The organism is Roseateles sp. UC29_93, assembly GCF_042695725.1.
GTDB classification, from domain to species: domain Bacteria; phylum Pseudomonadota; class Gammaproteobacteria; order Burkholderiales; family Burkholderiaceae_C; genus Roseateles; species Roseateles noduli_A.
Genome location: NZ_CP170545.1, coordinates 4915756 through 4936490 on the forward strand (window position 1 = coordinate 4915756; position 20735 = coordinate 4936490).

Here is a 20735-nt window from a genome sequence, read left to right on the forward strand (position 1 = left end):
AGCGAGCTTCCTGGATGCCTCGCCGGTGCTCGCACGTCAACCCCTGGGCCCGCACCGCGGACCACCCGGGAAAGTCGACCAGGCCGGAATCGCCCGCCGCATACACGGCGAACTCGACGGTGTTGTTCGCTTCCGGCACGCGCACCAGCGACGGATAGAGGTCGCCGTAAGCCCGGGTCCGGCCGAGCTCGCCGTCCGCCTCGCCGGCCTCGATGGCGAGCGGCGCCCGCCCCGCGGGCACGTCCAGGAACTCGAACCCCACGCCGAGTGAAGCGAGCGCCTCGCGGTAGACCGCAATGAGCCACTGCGTCCGCGGATCATCGAATCGTCGCGAGAAGGTGAAGCGCAGGAGGCGGGGTCGCGCCGCCAGCGCCGGAACGGAAACACACAGGGGCGCCGCCAGCGATGCCAACGCGCGCAGGCAGTCCCTTCGCCCCAGCAATCGAGTCGTGCTCGCGCTCATGGATCAAGGCGCTGGTCGGCTTGCCCCCCGCCGTGCACGCCAGGCTCTGCGGTGGTCGTGCGCCCAGGAACGACTGTAGTCCAAGGCATGGGGCTCCGGTAGCCGCCCGGCCTGGAGGACACGCGGGCGAGCGGCCTCACGGGGCCTCAAGCCTCTCGGTCAACTGCGCCCGGTCATCGGCCCGTGGGCTGTCACACGGGACGTCCTCGTGGAAGGCCACCCGGTTGCGTCCGCTGTTCTTGGCGCGATACAGCGCCTGGTCGGCGGCCTCGAGCAGCGTCTCGCCCGTCGTCAGCGCTCCACCGAACATCGCCGCGCCGAAGGAACTCGTCACCCGGCCGATGGCGGTCGGCTCGCGGTTGACCTCGACCTGCATGCGGCACAGCCGCTCGCGGTCCGCCGCTTCGTTCAGATCCATGCCCGGCAGTACCAGCATGAACTCCTCGCCGCCCAGACGCCCGACCGCGTCGTACGGACGAATCTCGCCGCTCAGCCGCTCGGCGAAGGTCCTCAACACCGCATCGCCAGCCGGATGTCCGTACGTGTCATTGACGCGCTTGAAGTGATCGATGTCGATGATCACGACGCTCAACGGCAAACGCTCGCGCCCCGCCCGCGTCACCTCGCGGTCGAGCACCTCCAGGAGCGCACGGCGGTTCCACACGCCGGTCAGCGCATCGCGACTCGCCAGCACTTCGAGCTGGGCACGGGAATCCTCCAAGGCCTGCGTCCGCTCGCGGACCACGGCCTCCAGCCGTAGCTGCTGATGTTTCCACTGCCGCCGGCGCCATCGATGGATGCCGTAGATCAGCCCGAGCAGCAGCAGCAGCCCCAGCGCGCGGGCCCTGCCCGTGGCCCACCAGGGCGGATCGAGCGTGAAGGAAAAGGAAATCGGCTGCGACCGCACACCGCTGTCGGGATCGGCGCTGCGAGCCTCGATCTGGTACGACCCGGGCGCCAGCCCGGTCAGTTCGATCTCCGCATGTGGCGCCGGAAACCAGAGTTCATCGCGCCCCGCCAGGCGGTACTCGATGCGCAGGCTGGGGTCCGAGAACTGCGCGGGGGCCAGCAGCAGGTGGAAGCGGTCCTGCGACCAGGGGAGCGCCTCGCCATCCCGCACGGGGCGGGGATCGCTGCCATGCAGGGCCGACAGCAGCAGCGGCGGACGGATCGCCTTGGCGAACACCGCGGAGGGATCCACCAGGTGAGACAGCCCCCGGCTGGTGCCCACCCACAGCGAGCTGTCCGAGTCCTCGTACAGCGCGAAGCCGGAGGTGTCGTTCCCGATGAGCCCATGGGACTGATCCAGCACCTTCCATTGCGTGCCGTTCCAGACGACCAGGCCGGCATCGGTCCCGAACCAGAGCCAGCGCCGGCTGTCCGCGAGGATCGACATCACCTGCCGACCTTCGAGCGCCGGACTGGCGATGCGTTCAGCCTTGGGGGTCGAGCCGTCGCGTCGGAGATGCCAGAGTTCGCCGTATCCGCTGACGGCCATCACGGTGCCGTCCGCCAGGCAGGCGAGCATGCCGGCGCCTTCCTTCATGGGCACCTGAGGTGACCAGACATCGTCGCGCTGGCTGGCGACGCCCTGCCAGCCGGCCATCCACACGGTGCGATCGTCCGTGTCGCAGAGGTCCTCGAAGCTCTTGGCCTGCCCGCGGGGCCCCGGCAGGACTTGCGGCTGGCCCACCGGACCTTGTGGCCATCTCAAGGTCTGTTGCGTCGTCATCAGCCAGAAGGCACCGTCCCGGGCCCGCATCGCCCGCAGAAAACCGTCCTCCGGACCGCGCGGGGCGATGGGGACGCCCTGCGCACGACGATCCCGTATCCGATGCAGCGCGCCGCCCGGCGTGATGCCCCAGAGCCCGCCCTCCCCGTCCGGCACCAGTTGCGAGATGTCGCGCTTGTGCCGGAGGGCGACCTGGCGGAAGCGTTCCGCCTTCGGATCGAAGACGCCCACGCCGCGTCCGGTGCTCACATACAGGTCCCCCGCCCCGGTGCGGCCACCGCCGCCGCCGACCCGCAGGATCGACCAGACCACATCGTTGGGCAGACCATCGGCGGCGCTCCAGTTGACCCAGCGGCCATAGCCCTGCCAGTGCAGGAGACCCGTCCCGCGCAACCCCATCCAGAGTTCGCCTTCGCGGTCGCTCATCAGCGCGATGAGACGCCCGTCCCCGGGCAAGCCCTGGTGCCGGCCGAACAGCGCCCAGCCCTGCCCGTTCCACCGCAACAGTCCCTCCTGGGACGCGGTGAGGACGCGGCCTGAGGCGTCCTGCACCAGCGGATACTGATTCATCGCATCGTCCCGCGTGCCAGGCGGCGTCCTGTCCGCGAAATTGCCCGCTGGATCCACGAGCTGGATCAGCGCCCCCCGCGCGCGGGCCCAGATGCTGCCGTCCTCCGCCTGCAGCAGCGAGGACCATTCCCGCCGGTCCGGAACGCCGCGATCGACGGCCCACTGGGTGAGGACATCGCCCCGGAGTCGGCAGATCGCTTCGCCGCAGCCCAGCCAGAGGCTGCCGTCGCAATCACGCAGGGCGCTGAAGACCTGCAGCGGCCGGTTCAGCCGGACGCCGAGCTGCTCGGGCGTGCGGGCGACGGTCGTCTGCAATGTCCCGGCCGTCGGGTCGAAGGACACGTGCAGCAGCCCCTTGTCGGTGGTCAGCCAGGCCTCGTCGTCGACCGCCGCCAGGGACTGCGCGTAGACGCCGATCTCCGTGTCCTTGGGCAATGGGGCGGATCGCAGCCGCCCTTCCCGCCAGAGCCACAGTCGGGACTGGGAGCTGATCCAGAGATTGGCGCCGCCGGCCGCCAACGAGGTGACGCTGCGGATCTCGCTCGAGCCCACGCGGACGATGCGAGCGCCGTCATGGCGATACAGGCCGTTGTCCGTTCCCGCCCACAGCAGCCCCGGCGCGTCCTGCGCCAGCGCGTTGATGGACAGGTTCTGCAGTCCGTCCGCCTGGCCGAATTCGCGCAGGTTCATCTGCTCCGCAGAAGCGCTCCCCACGCCGAGCGCTGCGAACAACGCGATCGCGCCCTGCATCGCTCGGTGGCGCCAGGCATTCACCATCTGTCCTCCTGTCGGGCTCCTCGGATCCTTGCTCGCGTCGTCAACGACGCCGCACCGTCAGCCCGGAAGACTAGCCGCCTGTGCGGCTGGCGCCCGGTGAGGGTCGTCCGGGCAGTGATCAATTCCACGCCTTCTCCACCCGGATGTCGTGGCGAGCGGCGAAGCATCGGGAGGCGACAAGGACGAATGCCAGTGGCGGCCCGCCTAGGCCGGACTGTCGTCGAGGCGGTAGCCGAGTCCTCGCACCGTCTTGAGCAGCGGCAGCGGGTTCCCTTCGTCGATCTTGGCGCGCAGCCGGCGCACGTAGACGTCCACGATGTTGGTCAGCGGATCGATGTTCACGCCCCACACGTTGGACAAGATGCGCTCGCGGCTGAAGAGCCGCCCCGGGGCGCTCATCAACAGCTCCAGGAAAGCGAGCTCCTTGGCCGTCAACGCGACCGGCCGGCCGGCGCGGCTGACCTGCATCTTCTCCCGGTCGAAGACCAGGTCGGCGACCTGCAGCGTGGTCGCATCGATGCGCTGCTCGCGCCCGCGACGCTGGAGGGCGACCAGGCGCGCGAGCAGCTCCTCGAAGTCGAAGGGCTTGGTCAGGTAGTCGTCGGCGCCCAGGCGCAGGCCGCGCACCTTGTTCTCCGCGCCGTCCATGGCGGTGAGCATCAGGATCGGCACCTGGCATCCTTCCGCGCGCAGCGTCTGACAAAGTTCCAGGCCGCCCAGGCCCGGCAGCATCAGGTCGAGGATGACGAGCCTGAAGTCCCCGGCGCGCACGCGGGCCAGACCGTCGGGACCGGTGGTGGCGATGTCCACGGCGTAGCCCTCCGCGGTCAGGCCGCGCGAGAGGAAATCGGCGATGCGAGGGTCGTCCTCGATGACGAGCAGATGGCGGTTCATGGTCGATGGGTGCGGGGAATCGGGGCGGACAGGGGAAGGTGGGGAAACAGGGAACCGGACGGAAGGACCCGGCGGGGAACGAGGGTGTCAGACGGGCCGTGAGAAAGGAAGCACCAGCCGGACCGTGGTGCCGACGTCGACCCGGCTGTCGATGTCGATGCGCCCGCCGTGGGCATCCAGGATGGCTTTGGCGATGGACAGGCCGATGCCGGTGCCGTCGGCCCGATGGCGCCGTGCGCGCGCGCGCCGCGGACAAAGCGCTCGAACACCTGCCCCAGCTCTTCGGCGGCGATGCCGATGCCCTCGTCGCGCACGCTCAGCACGATGTCGTCGTCGCGCAATGCCCAGTCCACGCGCACCGTGCCATCAGGGCGGGAGTAGCGGACCGCGTTGTCGATGACGATCATGAGCGCCTGCCGCAGCCGGACCGGGTCGACGTGCACGACGATGTCGGCCTGCACCGGGCTCGTCTCGATGCGCTGCCGATGCGTCGCGGCCAGCGTGCGCGCCTGCGCGACGGCATCGTCCATCAGCGGCGCGAGCGCGATGCGTTCCAGCACGAGATCGAGCTCGTCCGCCTCGGCGCGAGCGACCAGCATCAGATCGTCGACCAGACCGGTGAGCTGCTTGACCGCCGAGACGATGCGGCCGAATGCGACGCGGTAGTCGGCCGCCGGCAGCGTCGCGGCGCGCAAGGCGAGGTCGGCCTCGCCGCGGATGACGGTGGCCGGGGTGCGCAGTTCATGGCCCAGGTCGGCGAAGAGCTGACGCCGGCGTTGATCGAGGCCCTGGAGACGTTGATGCGCCTCCTCGAGCTCGTGGGTACGGGCGCGGACCTGGTCCTCGAGGCGCTGCCGCACGGCCTCGGCCGCTTCACGATGCAGCTGGAGCTCGTGCGCCATCGCGTTGAAATGCGCGGAGACGCGACCGAACTCGTCGCTGGATTCCACCGGGATGCGGTGGTGGAGGTGCCCGGCCTGCAGCGCCTGCGTGCCGGCCAGCAGCGCGTCCAGCGGGCGCTTGAGACGGCGGCTCAGATGCACGTACAGCGCGAGCGCCAGCGCGAAGGTCACGCCGATCATGAGCACGGCCTGGCCGCGCAGCCGCGCGATCCCGTCCTCCGTCGCGGCCCGCGCGATGGGCACCGCGCGGCGCTGGTGCTCGATCGCCCGGTTGAGCAGATCGCGCAGGTCCCGACCGTGGGTCATGTCGAAGACCTGGTTCAGCTGGTGCCAGACCGCGTCGAACGCCGTGCGGTCGCGCTGCGGCTGCAGGTCGTGCAGTTGGCTGTGCAACTGCGCGATGTTGTCACCCAGCAGTCGGCTGATCTCCACCAGTTGCGTGACCTCTTCCGGAATCGTGCCGCCGTCCGTGGCGGCAATGCGCTGCCAGGACGCCAGATGGCGGCGCGACATCTCGGCCAGCCGTTCCGCGCCGGCTTCCATGTCCCCGAGCAGCTTCTCGCGCGTCGCGGGCAAGGCGCCAGCGCCCATCACCTGCTGCGCGGCCCAATTGCGCAAGCGCTGCTTGTTGGCCGACAGGTCGAGCAGCTCCGACAACAGATCGCTGGTCAGGCGGCTGTGCGCGGCATAGCTGTCCACACGTACCGCGCCCCAGTGGACGAATGCGGCCTGCACGCAGACCAGCGCCAGCATGGCGGCCAGGGCCAAGGTCAATCTCAGTCGATACATGGGCGCGGATTCTAGGAACTCGCGCATCGAGCGCCTTGTGCGCCCGCCGCCATCGCCGAGGATCGCGGCGGGCGCCGTCTCATCGGGACGCCGTCTCCGGCATCGCCGACGAATGGTGATGCGCGATCAGCCATTGGCCGTCGTTCCACTCGTACACGTAGGTGTATCGGGCCTTCACGGTCGCGCCACTGCCGAAGCGGAAGGTGTAGGTGCCGACGTCCTGCGCCACGTTGCAGCCGATCTTGATGAAGCGCTTGTCGATCGTGCCCTGCGGCTTGTCCTTCAGGAACTTCACGAAGTAGTCGCGAATGTCGGCCGGCGTGGCGCGGGGCTCATTGGTGACGGTGGGCAGCAGCACGGCGTCGGGCGCATAGTTGGCCGTGACGCGGTCCGGGTTGCCGGTCGCGAGCGAGGCGTTCCAGCGGTCGAAGAGCGCCGCGATCTGCGCCTTGTCGGCGCTGGCGCAGACAGGCGCGGACGTCGCGCGATCCTGGGCCGAGGCGGAAGTGCCCATGGCGCCCAGCATCAGCGCGGCCAGCGCAGGGGCCCACAAGGCTCGCGGCACGCGGCCCGAAGCGGGGCGGACATCGGAGGCGTCGCGGTGACGGGCGGAAACGGTCATGTGAGGAAACTCCAGATCGGTCGTTGAGCACGGGCACCGTGAGGTGCCGCGCCGGGAACAGGCTGTCCCTGGCGCACCATCGATTCTGGAAATCGCTCATGAACCCGCCATGAGTCGAAAATGAACCGCGAATGAACAGCGCCGCAGCCGGACGCGACGGCACGCCCGCTGTCAGCCCGCGCCCTTCGGCGCCTCGATCCACTGCAGACCGAGCTGTTCGCCGATGTGGACCTGCAGCTCCTTCAAGGACACCGGCTTGGTCAGGAACACGTTCACGCCGGCCTGCAGGCAGGCGGCGCGGTGTTCGGCCGTGGCCGAGGCCGAAATCGCGATCACGGGCACCGTCGACAGATCGGCATCCCGACGCAGCCGGCGCGTGGCCTCCATGCCGTCCATCGACGGCATCAGGCTGTCGATCAGGATCAGGTCCGGCCGGAAGCGCGTCGCGGCCACCGCCAGTTCGTCGCCGTCGGCCGCCTGCGCCACTTCAAATCCGGCGTTCGTGAGGAAATCGCACATCAGCGTGCGGTTCCCCTCCACGTCGTCGACCACCAGCACCCGCCTCGGCGCACCCAGGTAACGCGGCACGCCGGCCGTCGTGTGGGGCGCGTCCTGCGCCGGGGCCTCCGCCGTGGGCAACGGCAGCTCCACGCAGAAACGCGTGCCGCTGCCGAAGACGCTGCTGACCTGCATCTGCCCGCCCATGTCGTTCACCAGCGCTCGCGTGATCGCCAGGCCCAGACCGCTGCCGCCGGTGCGATGCCGCGCGTCGCCCACCTGCACGAAGGGCTCGAAGATGCGCCCCAGGTCCTCCGGTCGCATGCCGACGCCGGTGTCTTCCACCTCCAGTCGCAGCAGCACGTGCGCGGCGTTCCTCGGCTCGGCGGAGGCACGCAAGCAGACCGTGCCGCTGTCGGTGAACTTGATCGCATTGCCCAGCAGGTTGAGCAACACCTGGCGCAGTCGGCGCTCGTCGACGAGCACGCCTGCCGGCAGGCCCGTCCCGGCGTCGAACTGGAACGCCAGGCGCTTCTCGTCCGCCTTCACCCGCATCAGGTTCACCACGCGCCGCAGGGCGTCGGACAGGTTCACCGGCGCCGGATTCGACGCCGTGTGGCCGGCCTCGATGCGCGCCAGGTCGAGGATGTCGTTGATCAGCGCCAGCAGGTGCAGGCCGCTCTGGTGGATCGTGTCCAGCCCGCGCGCCTGACGGGCGCTCAGCCCCCCTTCCATGCTCAGCAGTTGCGCGTAGCCGAGAACACCGTTCAGCGGCGTGCGCAACTCGTGGCTCATGCCGGCGAGGAACTCGCTCTTGGCGCGGTTGGCGGCCTCGGCCGCATGCCGGGCGGCCCGCTCGGTCTGGAGCATCCCGCGATCGAGTTCGGTCCTGTCGGCCTGCGCGCGATCCTGGGCATCGAGCTTCGACAGGATGCTTTGCACCTGCCCTTCGACCGTCGCTTCGCTGAGGCCGAGCGCCGAGGCAATCTCCTGGTAGGCGTTGCCCTGCGCGATGAATCGCAGGACGCTGATCTCGGCCGGGGTGAGCGCCTCGTCCGTGACCTGCCCGGCCAGTTCGAACGAGGCTTCGGAAGGCAGCGCCATGCGGCCGGCATGCACGGCGCGGATGGCGTCGAGCAGCTCCTTGTGCAGGGCGTTCTTCAGCAGGTAGCCCCGGGCGCCGGACTGCAGCGCGCGCTGCGCCTGGGCGTCGTCGGCAAAGGTGGTGAGCACGATGATCCGAGCGTCGGGGAACTCGGCCCGGATCGCGGCGATGGCGTCGAGACCGCCCATCCCGGGCATCTGCAGGTCCATGAGCGTGACGTCCGGCCGGTGTGTCCGGAACTGCTGGATCGCCTCGCGACCGTTCGACGCTTCCGCCACGAGGGTCATGTCCGACTCGACGGAAAGCAGTGTCGCAATGCCTTGCCGCACGATCGGATGATCGTCGACACAGAGCACCTGGATGCGCGTCAGATCTTCGGTCATTCGCCGACCTCGTTGGGCGAGAACTTCTTGTGATGGAGCCACGACCGTGCCGATGTGACAGGACTATACGCCCGCGATGCGGGGGTGCTGAACACCACCTCCGTGCCCGCGTCGGGGCTGCTGCGAACCTCGAGCCTGCCGCCGACCAGCGCGGCGCGCTCGCGCATGCCGTTCAAGCCGTAATGCCCTTGCTTCTCCCCCATGCGCAGCACCTCCGGGTCGATCCCCTTGCCGTCGTCGCGTACCCGCACGCGCAACTCCCGCGCGTCGTAGTCGATCTCCACGTCGACCCGTCCGGCATCGGCGTGGTGGACGGCGTTTCGCATCGCCTCCCCGGCGATGCGGAAGGTCTCGGCGCGCACGAGCGGATGCAGCGACCGCGGCGAGCCTTGCACCTTGACCTCCACCTCGACCCGCGCCTCGACCCGCGCCTCGACCCGCGCCTCGACCCGCGATGCCGCCGTGTGACCGTCCTCGTTCGCGAGCTCCTGCGCCAGCGCGCGCAAGGCGTCCGGCAGGTCGTTCTTCTCCTGGGCCGACGTGCGCAAGCCTTGCACGGTGTCGCGGCCTTCCGTGATCGCCTCCGCCACCTGGTCGATCGCGCCCGCAAGGACCTGCTTCGATTCACGCGGGCGATCGGGCAGGAGGTTGAACGCGGCCTGGAACTGCAACAGCAGGCCGTTGAAGCGCTGCAACAGGGTGTCGTGCAGGTCGCGGGCGATGCTGGTGCGTTCGGCCACGCGCGCCTCCAGCGTCGCTTCGAACTGCTGATGCAGGCGCCGGATGCGCATGTGAAGCCAGGCCTGGAAGCCGGCCCAGGCCAGGGCGACGAGCACGGCCGCGGCGGCCACGCGGAACCAGGTCGTCTGATAGAAGGCCGGCTGGATCGAGAACGCCAACTGCGCGCCCTCCTCATTCCAGACGCCGCTGTTGTTGGACGCCTTCACATGGAAGCGATAGCTGCCCGGCGCCAGGTTCGTGTAGGTGGCCTGGCGCCTGTCGAAGGCTTCCTGCCAGTCGTCGTCGTGTCCCTCCAGCCGGTAGTGGAAGCGGGTGTTCGTCGGATCGACGAGACTCAGCGCGACGAAGTCGATCGTGATGTCGCGGATCAGCGGGGGAAGACGAAGCCCGTCCTTGACCTCATGGGGGGTCTGATCGGCCACGAGCGCCACGATGTGCACCGGTGGCGGCAGCGGATTGATGGGCAGGTGATCGGGGTCGACCACGTGCACGTCCGCCCCCGACACGAACCAGAACCTGCCGTCCCGGGCCTTCGCCACCGGCGGGTTGAAGTAGGCCGGCGAGAAGGCCAGCAGCGGGACGCCGTCCGTGGCGCCCCAGACCTTCGCGGCGATCTTGCGGGTCGGGTCGGCCACCCAGGCGGCCAGATCGTCCTTCAGCACCCGGACGAGCCCGCAGGCCGCATACATCCACAGCGATCCGTGGTCGTCCGACAGCGACCAGTGGATCGTGTTGCAGGGCAGGCCGTTGCCCACCGTGAGCGTCGTGACGCGGCCGTCCTGGATCCGGCTGAGGCCGCCCTCCTCCGTGGCCGCCCACAACGCGCCGTCGGCATCGATGCGCAGACCCGCGACGTGGCCCGCACCCAGCCCTTGCGCGGACGTGTAGGTCGCCTGGATCTTCCCGTCCTTGACGTACAGGACGCCGCCGTCCTGCCAGAAGGCCAGCCAGACGCCGCCTCGATCGGCCACGACGACCTTGGCCTGTTGCCGCCGGCCGAGCGCGGTCCATGGCATGTTCTCGACGAAGCGGCCCTGGTGCAGGCGTGTCAGACCCTTGTCGCCCGACAGCCAGAGGTTGCCCGCCTCGTCTCCGGTGATGGAGTAGATCTCCTTGGCGGGCACGCCGGGGACGGCGACGAAACGGTCCTTCTCCAGGTAGGCGAGTCCGCCGCCCGTGCTGACCCAGAGCCGTCCGTCCACGTCCTCGTACAGGGACTGCACCTTCGGATCCGGCAGCCCGTCGCGCTCCTTGTAGACCGTGGGTCTGGCGTCCTTCCACCGGGCCAGTCCATCGTTGGTGGCGACCCAGACGCTGCCGTCCGTCGTGGCCAGCACGGATTTCGTCCCCTCGTTGGGCAGCCCCTGTTGCGTGGAGAGGGTGGTGATCGGGAGCTTGCGAAAGCGGTCCACGCCCTTCTCGCTGCCGAACCAGATGTTGCCCTCCCGATCCTGGAACAGGCTGCAGGCGATGTTGCCCGAGAGACCCTCCGCCCGGGTGAAGGTGTCCACCCTGCCCGCCCGCTCATGGAGGATGCCCCGGCCCTCGGTGCCGATCCAGAGAGCGCCGTCGCGGTCCCGCAGCAGCTTGTTGGACTTGATGTCGCGGTCGGCGATCGGCTCCTCCTGCCTGAGGACGCTTCGCATCGGATAGTCCACCAGCTGGTCGTCCACGATCCGCTTGAGCCCCGCGCCGCGGATGCCGATCAGCAACTGGCCGTCGGTGGTCGTGCTCAAGTCGCCCACGCGCATCCCGGGGGTCTCGAATCGCCGGGGGGCGCCGGGCTGCCACCGCCAGAGGCCGGATTCCGCGCCCGCCCACAGGGTCCCGGCGCCGTCCTCCGCCAGGCTCCAGACGAACGCTCCGAATCCACCGTCCTGCGTCGTGCATCGCGCCTGTCCGTCGCGGACCGAGCACAGTCGCCCAGGGTTCGCGAGCAGCCCGGCCCAGATCGTTCCGCTGCTGTCTTCGAGCAGCGAGGTCACGAAGCCTTCGGTCTGCGGATACTGGGTCAATGCCTGGCCGTTCCAACTGGCCAGGCCGTTGAAGGTGCCGATCCACAGCGTGCCGTCGCGGGACACCAGCAGGGCGTAGGGATTGTCTGGCAGCGACTGGCCCTTCGGCGGCTTCCAGGGAACGAAGCGCAGGCCGTCGAATCGGAACAGGCCGAAGGACCCCGCGACCCACAGATAACCGTCCGGCGTCTGGGCCATGGAGAAGACCAGGCCCAGCAGGGCCCCGTCCCGCGCCGTCCAGGACGTGTGCGCATATTGCGTGATCTGCAGGGGCGGATCCAGCGCCAGCGCCGGGGACGGCGGGAGGGACAGGACCGATGCCAGGAACAGGCCCGTCAGGAGGGACGCGTGACCTTGGCCTTGCAGTCGACTCACAGGGATCCTTTGCCGCATGCACTCCGGGCAGCGTATCGCGAAAGGATCGCGGAGGGGTGGCCTCAAGTGAGGGGGAGAAAACGGGGAAAACAGGAGAAAACCGGCGCGCCCCGGTCTCCGGGTTAGCTCTCATTAATTCGTACAGCGCTCGAACTAACATGAGCCAGTGCCGCGATCGACAGATCGCCTTCGAGGCGACAGGCGGCAAGGAGACACGACCCATGTTGACGTTCACCCGACGAGCCGCCGTCCAGGCGACGCTCGCCTCGGCCGCGGCGGGACTGACCGCCATGCCGGCCGCCGCCGCGCCGGCCTTCGGGCAGGGCCGCGAGGGCCAGCGCAAGGCCGATCTGGGCAACGGCCATTACCGCAACCCGATCGTCCCGGGCGACCGTCCCGATCCGACCGTCCTCAAGGACGGCAGCGACTACTACCTGACCTTCTCCTCGTTCACCTCGTATCCGGGCGCGGTGATCTGGCATTCGACGGACCTCGTCAACTGGGCGCCGGTGACCGCCGCGCTGCATCGCCCGATCGGCGCCGTCTGGGCCATGGACCTGGTGAAGCACGACGGCCGCTATTTCCTCTACATCCCTGCCATGCAGGACGACGGCTCGCGGATCTACGTCATCCATGCCGACGACATCCGCGGTCCGTGGAGCGAGCCCGTCGACCTGGGCCTGAGCGGCTGCATCGATCCCGGCCACGCCGTCGGCGAGGACGGCCGGCGCTACCTCTTCGTCAACGGCGTGCGCCGGATCCGGCTCAGCGACGACGGCCTGTCGACGGTCGGTGCGCTCGAGCCCGCCTATACGCCGTGGCAATACCCCCAGGACTGGGTCGTGGAGATGTTCGCGCCGGAAGGTCCGAAGCTCCTGCGCCGCGGCGAGTGGTTCTATCTGATCGCCGCGGTGGGCGGCACCTCGGGCCCGCCGACCAGCCACATGGTGACGCTGGCCCGGTCGCGCTCGATCCACGGCCCCTGGGAGGACAGTCCCCACAATCCGATCGTGCGCACGCAGAGCGCCGACGAGCCCTGGTGGTCGCGCGGCCATGCCAGCGTCGTCGAGGGCCCCGCCGGGGACTGGTGGATGGTCTATCACGGCTACGAGAACGGCATGCGCCCCCTGGGCCGGCAGACCTTGCTGGAGCCCGTGGCATGGACGAAGGACGGCTGGCTGAAGGCGCGCGGCGGGACGCTCGCGCGGCCGCTGCCCAAGCCCCGGGGCGGCCGGCCCTCCCCCGCCGGCTTCGACCTGTCCGACGACTTCGAGACCGACCGGATGGGGGTGCAGTGGACCCTCTTCGCGCCCGACGCCCGGGACGCCGCGCGCGTCTCGCGGCAGGACCGCGCGCTGGTGCTGAAGGCCAAGGGGACCTCGCTCGCGGACTGCTCGCCGCTGACCTGCCTGGTCGGCGACCGCCGCTATGAAGCGAGCGTCGAGATGGAGATCCCCGGCGACGCGCACGGCGGCCTGGCGCTGTTCTACGACGGCCGCTGCTTTGCCGGCATCGGCGCCAGCGCGCGGGAGATGCTCACCTACAACTACGGCCAGGAGATCTCGTGGATGCGCCAGCCGCTGCCGGCCGCCTCCGGCCCGCGCATCCTGCACCTGCGGGTCACGAACCGCGAGAACATCGTGAGCTTCCATACCTCGCCGGACGGCCGGGCGTGGACGCAGCATCCCTGGCAGATGGAGGTCTCCGGCTTCCACCACAACGTCTTCGGCGGTTTCCTCAGCCTGAAGCTGGCGCTGTTCAGCGCCGGGACCGGCGAGGTGCGCTTCCGCCGTTTCCGCTATCGCGGCCTGGCCGCCTGATCCTTTCCACGGAGCGCCCTTCCCCATGCCCCCCAAGCTTTCGAGACGCAAGATGGCCGCGCTGGCCCTCGCGCTGGCGCCGGTCGCCGCCTGGAGCGCCGGCCCGACTGCCAGACCCGGCCGCAGCATCGACGTGGACGTCCAGCGGGCCGCCCAGCCGGTGGATCGCAGCTTCGACTACGCCGTCGGCGCCGACTTCCCCGGCACGCTGATCCGCGACGACAGCCAGGCGCAGCTCAAGACGGTCGCCGACGAGCTCGGCTTCCGCACGGTGCGTTTCCACGCGATCTTCCACGACGCGCTGAAGACCGTCACGAAGGACGCCGACGGCCGCCTGCGCTTCGACTTCAGCCGCATCGACACGCTCTACGACGGCCTGCTGGCCAAGGGCATCCGGCCCTTCGTCGAGCTCGGCTTCACGCCGGACGCGATGGCGACCTCGCCGCAGACGATCTTCTACTGGAAGGGCAACACCTCGCATCCGCAGGCCGAGGCGTGGACCGCGCTGGTCGACGCCTTCGCGCGCCACCTGATCGCGCGTTACGGGGCCGAGGAGGTGCGGCGCTGGCCCTTCGAGGTCTGGAACGAACCCAACCTCGCCGGCTTCTGGGAACGCGCCGACCAGGCCGCCTACTTCGACCTCTATGCCCGCAGCGCCCGCGCGCTGAAGGCGGTCGATCCGCAGTTGAAGGTCGGCGGCCCGTCGACGGCCGGGGCCGACTGGGTCGTGCCCTTCCTCGCGTTCTGCAAGGACAAGGGCGTGCCGGTCGACTTCGTCACCACGCACACCTACGGCGTGGACGGCGGGTTCCTCGACGAGTTCGGCCAGGACGACAACAAGCTGTCGCGCTCGCCCGACGCGATCGTCGGCGACGTGACGCGGGTGCGCGCGGAGATCGAGGCCTCGCCCTTCCCCGGGCTGCCGCTCTACATCACCGAGTGGAGCGCCAGCTACAACCCGCGCGACCCGATCCACGACGACTACCTCAGCGCGCCCTACATCCTCGAGAAGCTGCGCCTCACGCGCGGCCTGGCCCAGGCGATCAGCTACTGGACCTACAGCGACCTGTTCGAGGAGGCCGGCCCGCCGCCGGCGCCGTTCCACGGCGGTTTCGGCCTGCTCACGCGCGAAGGCGTGCGCAAGCCGGCGTTCTTCGCCTACAAGTACCTCGGACAGCTGCGCGGCCGTGAGATTCCGCTCGTCGACGCCGGCGCGCTCGCCGCGGTCGACGGCGCCAAGGTCGCCGCGCTGGTCTGGGACTGGCGGCTGCCGGACCAGGCCGTCAGCAACCGCCCCTTCTTCGGCGCGGTGCGTCCGGCCGCGAAGCTCGCACCGGCGACGGTCCGCTGGCAAGGCCTGACCCCCGGCACCTACACCTTGCGCCAGTACCGCACCGGCTACGAGGCCAACGACGCCTACACGGCCTGGTTGAAACTCGGCAAACCGGGCACGCTGTCCGCCGCGCAGCTGGCGAAGCTGCAGGCGCTGACCGTCGACCAGCCGGAGCGCGTACGCACGGTGCGCGTGGGCCGCGACGGCCGCCACCGCGAGTCCGTGCCGATGCGCACGCACGACGTGGTGCTGCTGACGCTGGAGCCCGCGCCGCGCTGACACGGCGTCGGGCAGAGGACGACAGGACGACGACCGGACGACGACCGGACGACGACCGGACGACGACCGGACGAGGGCCGCATGGCGGCCGCGCGAAGATCCGCATGAAGATCCGAATGAAGAGCCATCGACAGACAGGACAACGAGAAGGAGCCCCATGAAGTTCACCGACGGGCAATGGCTGCTGCAGCCGGGCGTCTCGGCGCACTACGCCACCGAGACCTATGCCGTGGACATCCACGACGACCGCGTCGTGCTGCTGGTCCCCACGCGCCCCATCAAGCACCGCGGCGACACGCTGCAAGGACCGACGCTGACCGTGACGCTGCGTTCGCCGCTGCCCGGCGTGATCCGGGTCAGCGTCGAGCATTTCAGCGCCTCCCAGGCGCCGAGGCTGCATGTCCCCATGGTCGGCGCCGACCCCCAGCGGCTGCAGGTCACCGAGACCGATCAGCTGCTGACCGTGACCTCCGGTCCGCTGTCGGTCGACGTGAAGAAGGGCGAAGGCTACGGCCTGGTCTTCCGCGAGGGGGACAAGGTCCTCACGCGCAGCGACTGGCGCTCGCTGGGTTACGTGCAATGGGCCGGCAAGGCCAACTACGTCCATGAACAGCTGACGCTGGCGGTCGGCGAATATGTCTACGGCCTGGGCGAGCGCTTCACCCCGTGGGTGAAGAACGGCCAGACGGTCGAGAACATCAACAAGGACGGCGGCACCGCCTGCGAGCAGGCCTACAAGAGCGTGCCCTTCTACCTCAGCAGCCGCGGCTACGGCGTGCTGGTCAACGAGGCCGGTCCGGTGTCCTTCGAGGTCGCCTCGGAAAAGACCTCCCGCGTGCAGTTCAGCCGCGAGGGCGAGACGCTCGACTACTGCGTCATTGCCGGCCCCACGCCCAAGGCCGCCGTCGCGCGCCTCACCGCGCTGACTGGACGCGCGCCGCTGCCGCCGGCCTGGACCTTCGGCCTGTGGATGACGACCTCGTTCACGACGCAATACGACGAGGCCACCGCGACGCACTTCATCGACGAGATGGCGCGCCGGGAGCTGCCGCTCAGCGTCTTCCACTTCGACTGCTTCTGGATGCGCGAGTTCCAGTGGTGCGACTTCGAATGGGACCGCCGCGGCTTCCCCGATCCCGAGGGCATGCTCGCGCGGCTGCAGGCCAGGGGCCTGAGGATCAGCCTCTGGATCAACCCCTACGTCGCGCAGCGCTCGCCGCTGTTCGCCGAAGGCGTGCGCGAGGGCTACTTCCTCAAGCGCCCGAACGGGCTGACGTGGCAGACCGACCTCTGGCAGCCGGGCATGGCGATCGTCGACTTCACCAACCCCGCGGCCAAGGCCTGGTACCAGGGCCACCTGCGCCGCCTGCTGGCGATGGGCGTGCACTGCTTCAAGACCGACTTCGGCGAGCGCATCCCCGACAAGGACGTCGTCTACTTCGACGGCGCCGATCCGGTCGAGATGCACAACCTCTATGCGCTGCAGTACAACGAGGCCGTCTTCGACCTGCTGCGCGAGGTGCGGGGCGAGGACGCCGTGGTCTTCGCGCGCTCCACCTACGCCTCGGGCCAGCGCTTCCCGGTGCACTGGGGCGGGGACTGCTGGTCCAACTTCGAGTCGATGGCCGAGAGCCTGCGCGGCGGCCTGTCGCTGACCGCCTGCGGCTTCGCGTTCTGGAGCCACGACATCGGCGGTTTCGAAGGCAACCCGCCGCCGGCCGTCTACAAGCGCTGGATCCAGTTCGGGCTGCTGTCCTCGCACAGCCGCCTGCACGGCAGCAGCTTCTACCGCGTGCCCTGGCTCGTCGACGAGGAGAGCTGCGTGGTGCTGCAGCGCTTCACGCGGCTCAAGCATCAGCTGATGCCGTATCTCTACGCGACCGCGATCGCCGCGAGCGAGACCGGCGTGCCGACGATGCGCGCGCCGGTGCTCGAGTTCCCCGACGATCCCGCCTGCGCGACGCTGGACCGCCAGTACCACCTGGGCGACGCGCTGCTGGTCGCGCCCGTGTTCACCGACAGCGGCGAGGTCGACGTCTATCTGCCGGCCGGCCGCTGGACGCACCTGCTCAGCGGCGAGGTCGTCGACGGCAGCCGCTGGCGGCGCGAGACGCACGACTTCATGAGCCTGCCGCTCTATGTCGCGCCCAACACCGTGCTGCCCTGGGGCCTGCAGACCGAACGGCCCGACTACGACTACGCCGACGGCGTGGTGCTGCGGGTGTTCGCGCTGGACGACGGCGCGACCGCGCCCTTCGCGGTCGCCTCGCTGGACGGCTCGATCGCGGCGCGCGGGACGGTGACCCGCAGCGGCGCGGACTACCGCGCCCGGATCGTCGAAGGCGCGCTCTACGACTGGACGGTCGAGGTCGACGGCCGGCGCAGCCCGCCGCAGACCGGCAGCGCCCTGGACTGGAAGGCCGAGTGATGCGGACCCGGATCCTGGCCATGCTGATCGGGCTCGCGATCTTCGCCGTGGGCGCGACCGCCGCCTATGCGCAGGGCCAGGAGGCCCCGCGCCAAGGACGCGACGCGCGCATCGAGGTGAACCAGGTCGGCTACCTGCCCGGCGCGGCCAAGCGCGCCACCGTGCCCGCCGGCGCGGCGACGCGCTTCCAGCTCGTCGACGCCGACACCGGCCAGCCGGTGTGGAGCGGCAGGCTCGGCACCGCGTCGCTGTGGGCACCGTCGCGCGACAAGGTCCGGATCGCCGACTTCTCCGCGCTGGTCCGGCCGGGACGGTATCGGGTGCGCGTCGCGGGCCTGCCCGACTCCGACGCGGTGACGATCGATGCGGGCGTCTACGACGCGCTGGCCGCCGCCTCGATCCGGGCGTTCTACTTCAACCGCGCGGGTCTGGCGCTCACGCCGGCGCTGGCCGGCCCCTACGCGCGCGCCGCCGGGCACCCCGACACGCAGGTGCGGATCCACGCCTCGGCCGCCGGCCCCAGGCGCCAGACCGGCGACGTCATCAGCAGCCCCAAGGGCTGGTACGACGCCGGCGACTACAACAAGTACGTCGTCAATTCCGGCATCACCGTCTACACGCTGCTGGCCGCCTACGAGCAGATGCCGGCGCGCACGCGCGCGCTGACGGTCGGCCTGCCCGAGAGCGGCAACGGCCTGCCCGACCTGCTCAACGAGGCCTTGTGGAACCTCGACTGGATGCTGACGATGCAGGATCCGGACGACGGCGGCGTTTATCACAAGCTGACGAATCCGAACTTCGACGGCGTCGTGATGCCGGACGCGGCGACGAGCTCCGGCGAGCGCCTCGTCGTGCAGAAGACGACGGCGGCGACGCTGGACTTCGCCGCGGTCATGGCCGTCGGCAGCCGCGTGTTCAAGGACTTCGAGGCCCAGCGGCCCGGCCTCTCGGCGCGCATGCGCCAGGCCGCCCTGCAGGCCTGGTCCTGGGCGCTGGCCCACCCCGACGCGGTGTACCGCCAGCCGCCGGACATCCACACCGGCGACTACGGCGACGCGACGCTCGACGACGAGTTCGCCTGGGCCGCCGCCGAGCTCTACATTACCACCGGCGACGACGCGTTCTACGTCGCGATGAAGCCTGGGCAGACCACGATGACGGTCCCCTCCTGGGGCGACGTGCGCGGGCTGGCCTGGATGTCGCTCGCGACCCATCGCGAACGGCTGACCGCCGCCGCCGACCGCGCGTTGATCGAGCGCCGCATCCGCGCGCTGGCCGATGCGCTGGTCGAGAAAACGAAGCGCTCCGCATGGGGTGTCGCGCTCGACGACAAGGACTTCCACTGGGGCAGCAACTCGATCGCGCTGAACGAGGCGATGGTGCTGCTGCAGGCCGACCGCCTCGAGGCCTCGCGTGCGGCGGCCGGCGGCGCCGGGCGTCGCGCCGCTCCCGCGGGCGGCGTCTATCGGCAAGGCGCGCAGGCGCTGTTCGACTACGTGCTGGGCCGCAATCCCCTGGGCCTGTCGATGGTGACCGGTTTCGGCGCCCGCTCGCCGATGCACCCGCATCACCGCCCGTCGGAGGCCGACGGCGTGCCCGGACCGATCCCCGGCTTCGTCGTCGGTGGCGCCAACAGCGGCCAGCAGGACCTGAAGGGCTGCCCGGTGCCCTACCCCTCGGCGCTGCCCGCGCTGTCCTACCTCGACCATTTCTGCAGCTACGCGAGCAACGAGATCGCGATCAACTGGAATGCGCCGCTGGTCTACGTCTCGATCGCGCTCGGCGCGGACAGGGCCCCGGCATCGCCGCGATAACCGCGACCACGCCAGCGATGCCCAAACTGAGATCGACAACGCCGCGGTGTCGCAGTACAAACGCCCGGCGTTCATAAATTATTCAGGAGACGACAATGTTTCATACAGGTATGAATCGCCGGACCTCGCTCGCCAGGACCCTGCTGGTGGCGGGCGCCACGACGCTGTCCCTGCTGGCCGGCGGCGGCGCCCGGGCCGAGGACAAGGGCCTGGTGGGCATCTCGATGCCCACCAAGAGTTCGGCGCGCTGGATCGCCGACGGCGAGAACATGGTCAAGGCCTTCCAGGCCAAGGGCTACAAGGCCGACCTGCAGTACGCCGAAGACGACATCCCCAACCAGCTCGCGCAGATCGAGAACCTGATCACCCGCAAGGTCAAGGTGCTGGTGATCGCGCCCATCGACGGCTCGGCGCTGTCGCCGGTGCTGCAGAAGGCCGCGGACCGCGGCATCAAGGTGGTCGCCTACGACCGGCTGATCCGCGGCACGAAGAACGTCGACTACTACGTCACCTTCGACAACTTCCAGGTCGGCGTGATGCAGGGGCGCAGCATCGTCGACAAGCTCGGACTGGCGCAGGGCCAGGGCCCGTTCAACGTCGAGCTGTTCGGCGGCTCGCCCGACGACAACAACGCCGCGTTCTTCTACGACGGCGCGATGTCGGTGCTCAAGCCCTACCTGGACAGCGGCAAGCTGGTCGTGCGCAGCAAGCAGTTCGGCATGGCCAAGGTCGGCACGCTGCGCTGGGACGCGTCGACGGCGCAGGCCCGCATGGACAACCTGCTGTCGGCCTTCTACGGCAAGGACCGGCTGCACGCGGTGCTGTCGCCGTATGACGGCATCAGCATCGGCATCCTGTCGTCGCTCAAGGGCGCCGGCTACTGCACGGCCAAGCTGCCCTGCCCGATCGTGAGCGGCCAGGACGCGGAGCTGCCGTCGATCAAGTCCATCCTCAAGCACGAACAGGCCAGCACCGTCTTCAAGGACACGCGCCAGCTCGCGCTGGCCGCCGCGACGGTGAGCGACGAGATGCTCTCGGGCAAGGCGCCCGCCGCCGTCAACGACACCAAGACCTACAACAACGGCGTCAAGGTCGTGCCCAGCGTGCTGCTCAAGCCGGTCGCGGTGGATGCGGCCAACGTGAAGCAGGTCCTCGTCGACAGCGCGTACTACAAGGACACGCAGCTGCGTTGATG

The 20735-nt window shown here is 69.7% G+C and carries 11 protein-coding genes and 1 pseudogene; 5 read left to right on the forward strand and 7 right to left on the reverse strand.

Going from position 1 to position 20735, the window contains the following annotated elements:
• Positions 1-599: 599 nt before the first annotated feature.
• The 7 genes and pseudogenes from ACFJIX_RS22905 to ACFJIX_RS22935 form a co-directional block, all read right to left on the reverse strand.
• The gene (locus ACFJIX_RS22905; protein WP_377154993.1) at positions 600-3542 is read right to left on the reverse strand and encodes a diguanylate cyclase; all 2943 of its coding nucleotides are present in this window, start codon (positions 3540-3542) and stop codon (positions 600-602) included.
• A 204-nt stretch (positions 3543-3746) separates the two neighbouring features.
• Positions 3747-4436, reverse strand: a complete 690-nt coding sequence (locus ACFJIX_RS22910; protein WP_377154994.1) for a response regulator transcription factor — start codon at positions 4434-4436, stop codon at positions 3747-3749.
• Positions 4437-4523: 87 nt separating this feature from the next.
• Positions 4524-4784 (reverse strand): ATP-binding protein, encoded by a 261-nt coding sequence (locus ACFJIX_RS22915; protein WP_377161900.1) that lies wholly within the window; start codon positions 4782-4784, stop codon positions 4524-4526.
• Positions 4733-6154, reverse strand: a pseudogene (locus ACFJIX_RS22920) (sensor histidine kinase); the annotation flags it as partial. The pseudogene ACFJIX_RS22920 and the gene ACFJIX_RS22915, both read right to left, overlap by 52 nt.
• Before the next feature lie 52 nt (positions 6155-6206).
• Positions 6207-6653: an SgcJ/EcaC family oxidoreductase gene (locus ACFJIX_RS22925; RefSeq protein ID WP_377161902.1), complete on the reverse strand. Its 447-nt coding sequence runs from the start codon at positions 6651-6653 to the stop codon at positions 6207-6209.
• Between the two features lie 267 nt (positions 6654-6920).
• Positions 6921-8735, reverse strand: a complete 1815-nt coding sequence (locus ACFJIX_RS22930; protein ID WP_377154995.1) for a response regulator — start codon at positions 8733-8735, stop codon at positions 6921-6923.
• A complete protein-coding gene (locus ACFJIX_RS22935; RefSeq protein WP_377154996.1) occupies positions 8732-11866 on the reverse strand; it encodes a two-component regulator propeller domain-containing protein in 3135 nt (1044 codons plus the stop codon). Before ACFJIX_RS22935 ends, ACFJIX_RS22930 begins: the two co-directional genes overlap by 4 nt.
• A gap of 221 nt (positions 11867-12087) precedes the next feature.
• Between ACFJIX_RS22935 and ACFJIX_RS22940 the strand changes: the two genes are divergently transcribed.
• The 5 genes from ACFJIX_RS22940 (at position 12088) to chvE (ending at position 20733) form a co-directional block, all read left to right on the forward strand.
• Positions 12088-13686 carry a family 43 glycosylhydrolase gene (locus tag ACFJIX_RS22940; RefSeq protein ID WP_377154997.1) on the forward strand — a complete coding sequence of 533 codons (1599 nt, stop codon included), beginning with the start codon at positions 12088-12090 and terminating at the stop codon, positions 13684-13686.
• 25 nt (positions 13687-13711) lie between these two features.
• On the forward strand, positions 13712-15298 hold the full coding sequence (locus ACFJIX_RS22945) for a beta-xylosidase (RefSeq protein ID WP_377154998.1): 1587 nt from the start codon (positions 13712-13714) through the stop codon (positions 15296-15298).
• 157 nt (positions 15299-15455) lie between these two features.
• Positions 15456-17726, forward strand: a complete 2271-nt coding sequence (yicI, locus tag ACFJIX_RS22950) for an alpha-xylosidase (protein WP_377154999.1) — start codon at positions 15456-15458, stop codon at positions 17724-17726.
• A complete protein-coding gene (locus ACFJIX_RS22955) occupies positions 17726-19540 on the forward strand; it encodes a glycoside hydrolase family 9 protein (protein ID WP_377155000.1) in 1815 nt (604 codons plus the stop codon). The genes yicI and ACFJIX_RS22955 overlap by 1 nt, the downstream gene beginning before the upstream one ends.
• A gap of 110 nt (positions 19541-19650) precedes the next feature.
• Positions 19651-20733 carry a multiple monosaccharide ABC transporter substrate-binding protein gene (chvE, locus tag ACFJIX_RS22960; protein ID WP_377161904.1) on the forward strand — a complete coding sequence of 361 codons (1083 nt, stop codon included), beginning with the start codon at positions 19651-19653 and terminating at the stop codon, positions 20731-20733.
• The last annotated feature ends 2 nt before the right edge of the window (positions 20734-20735 follow it).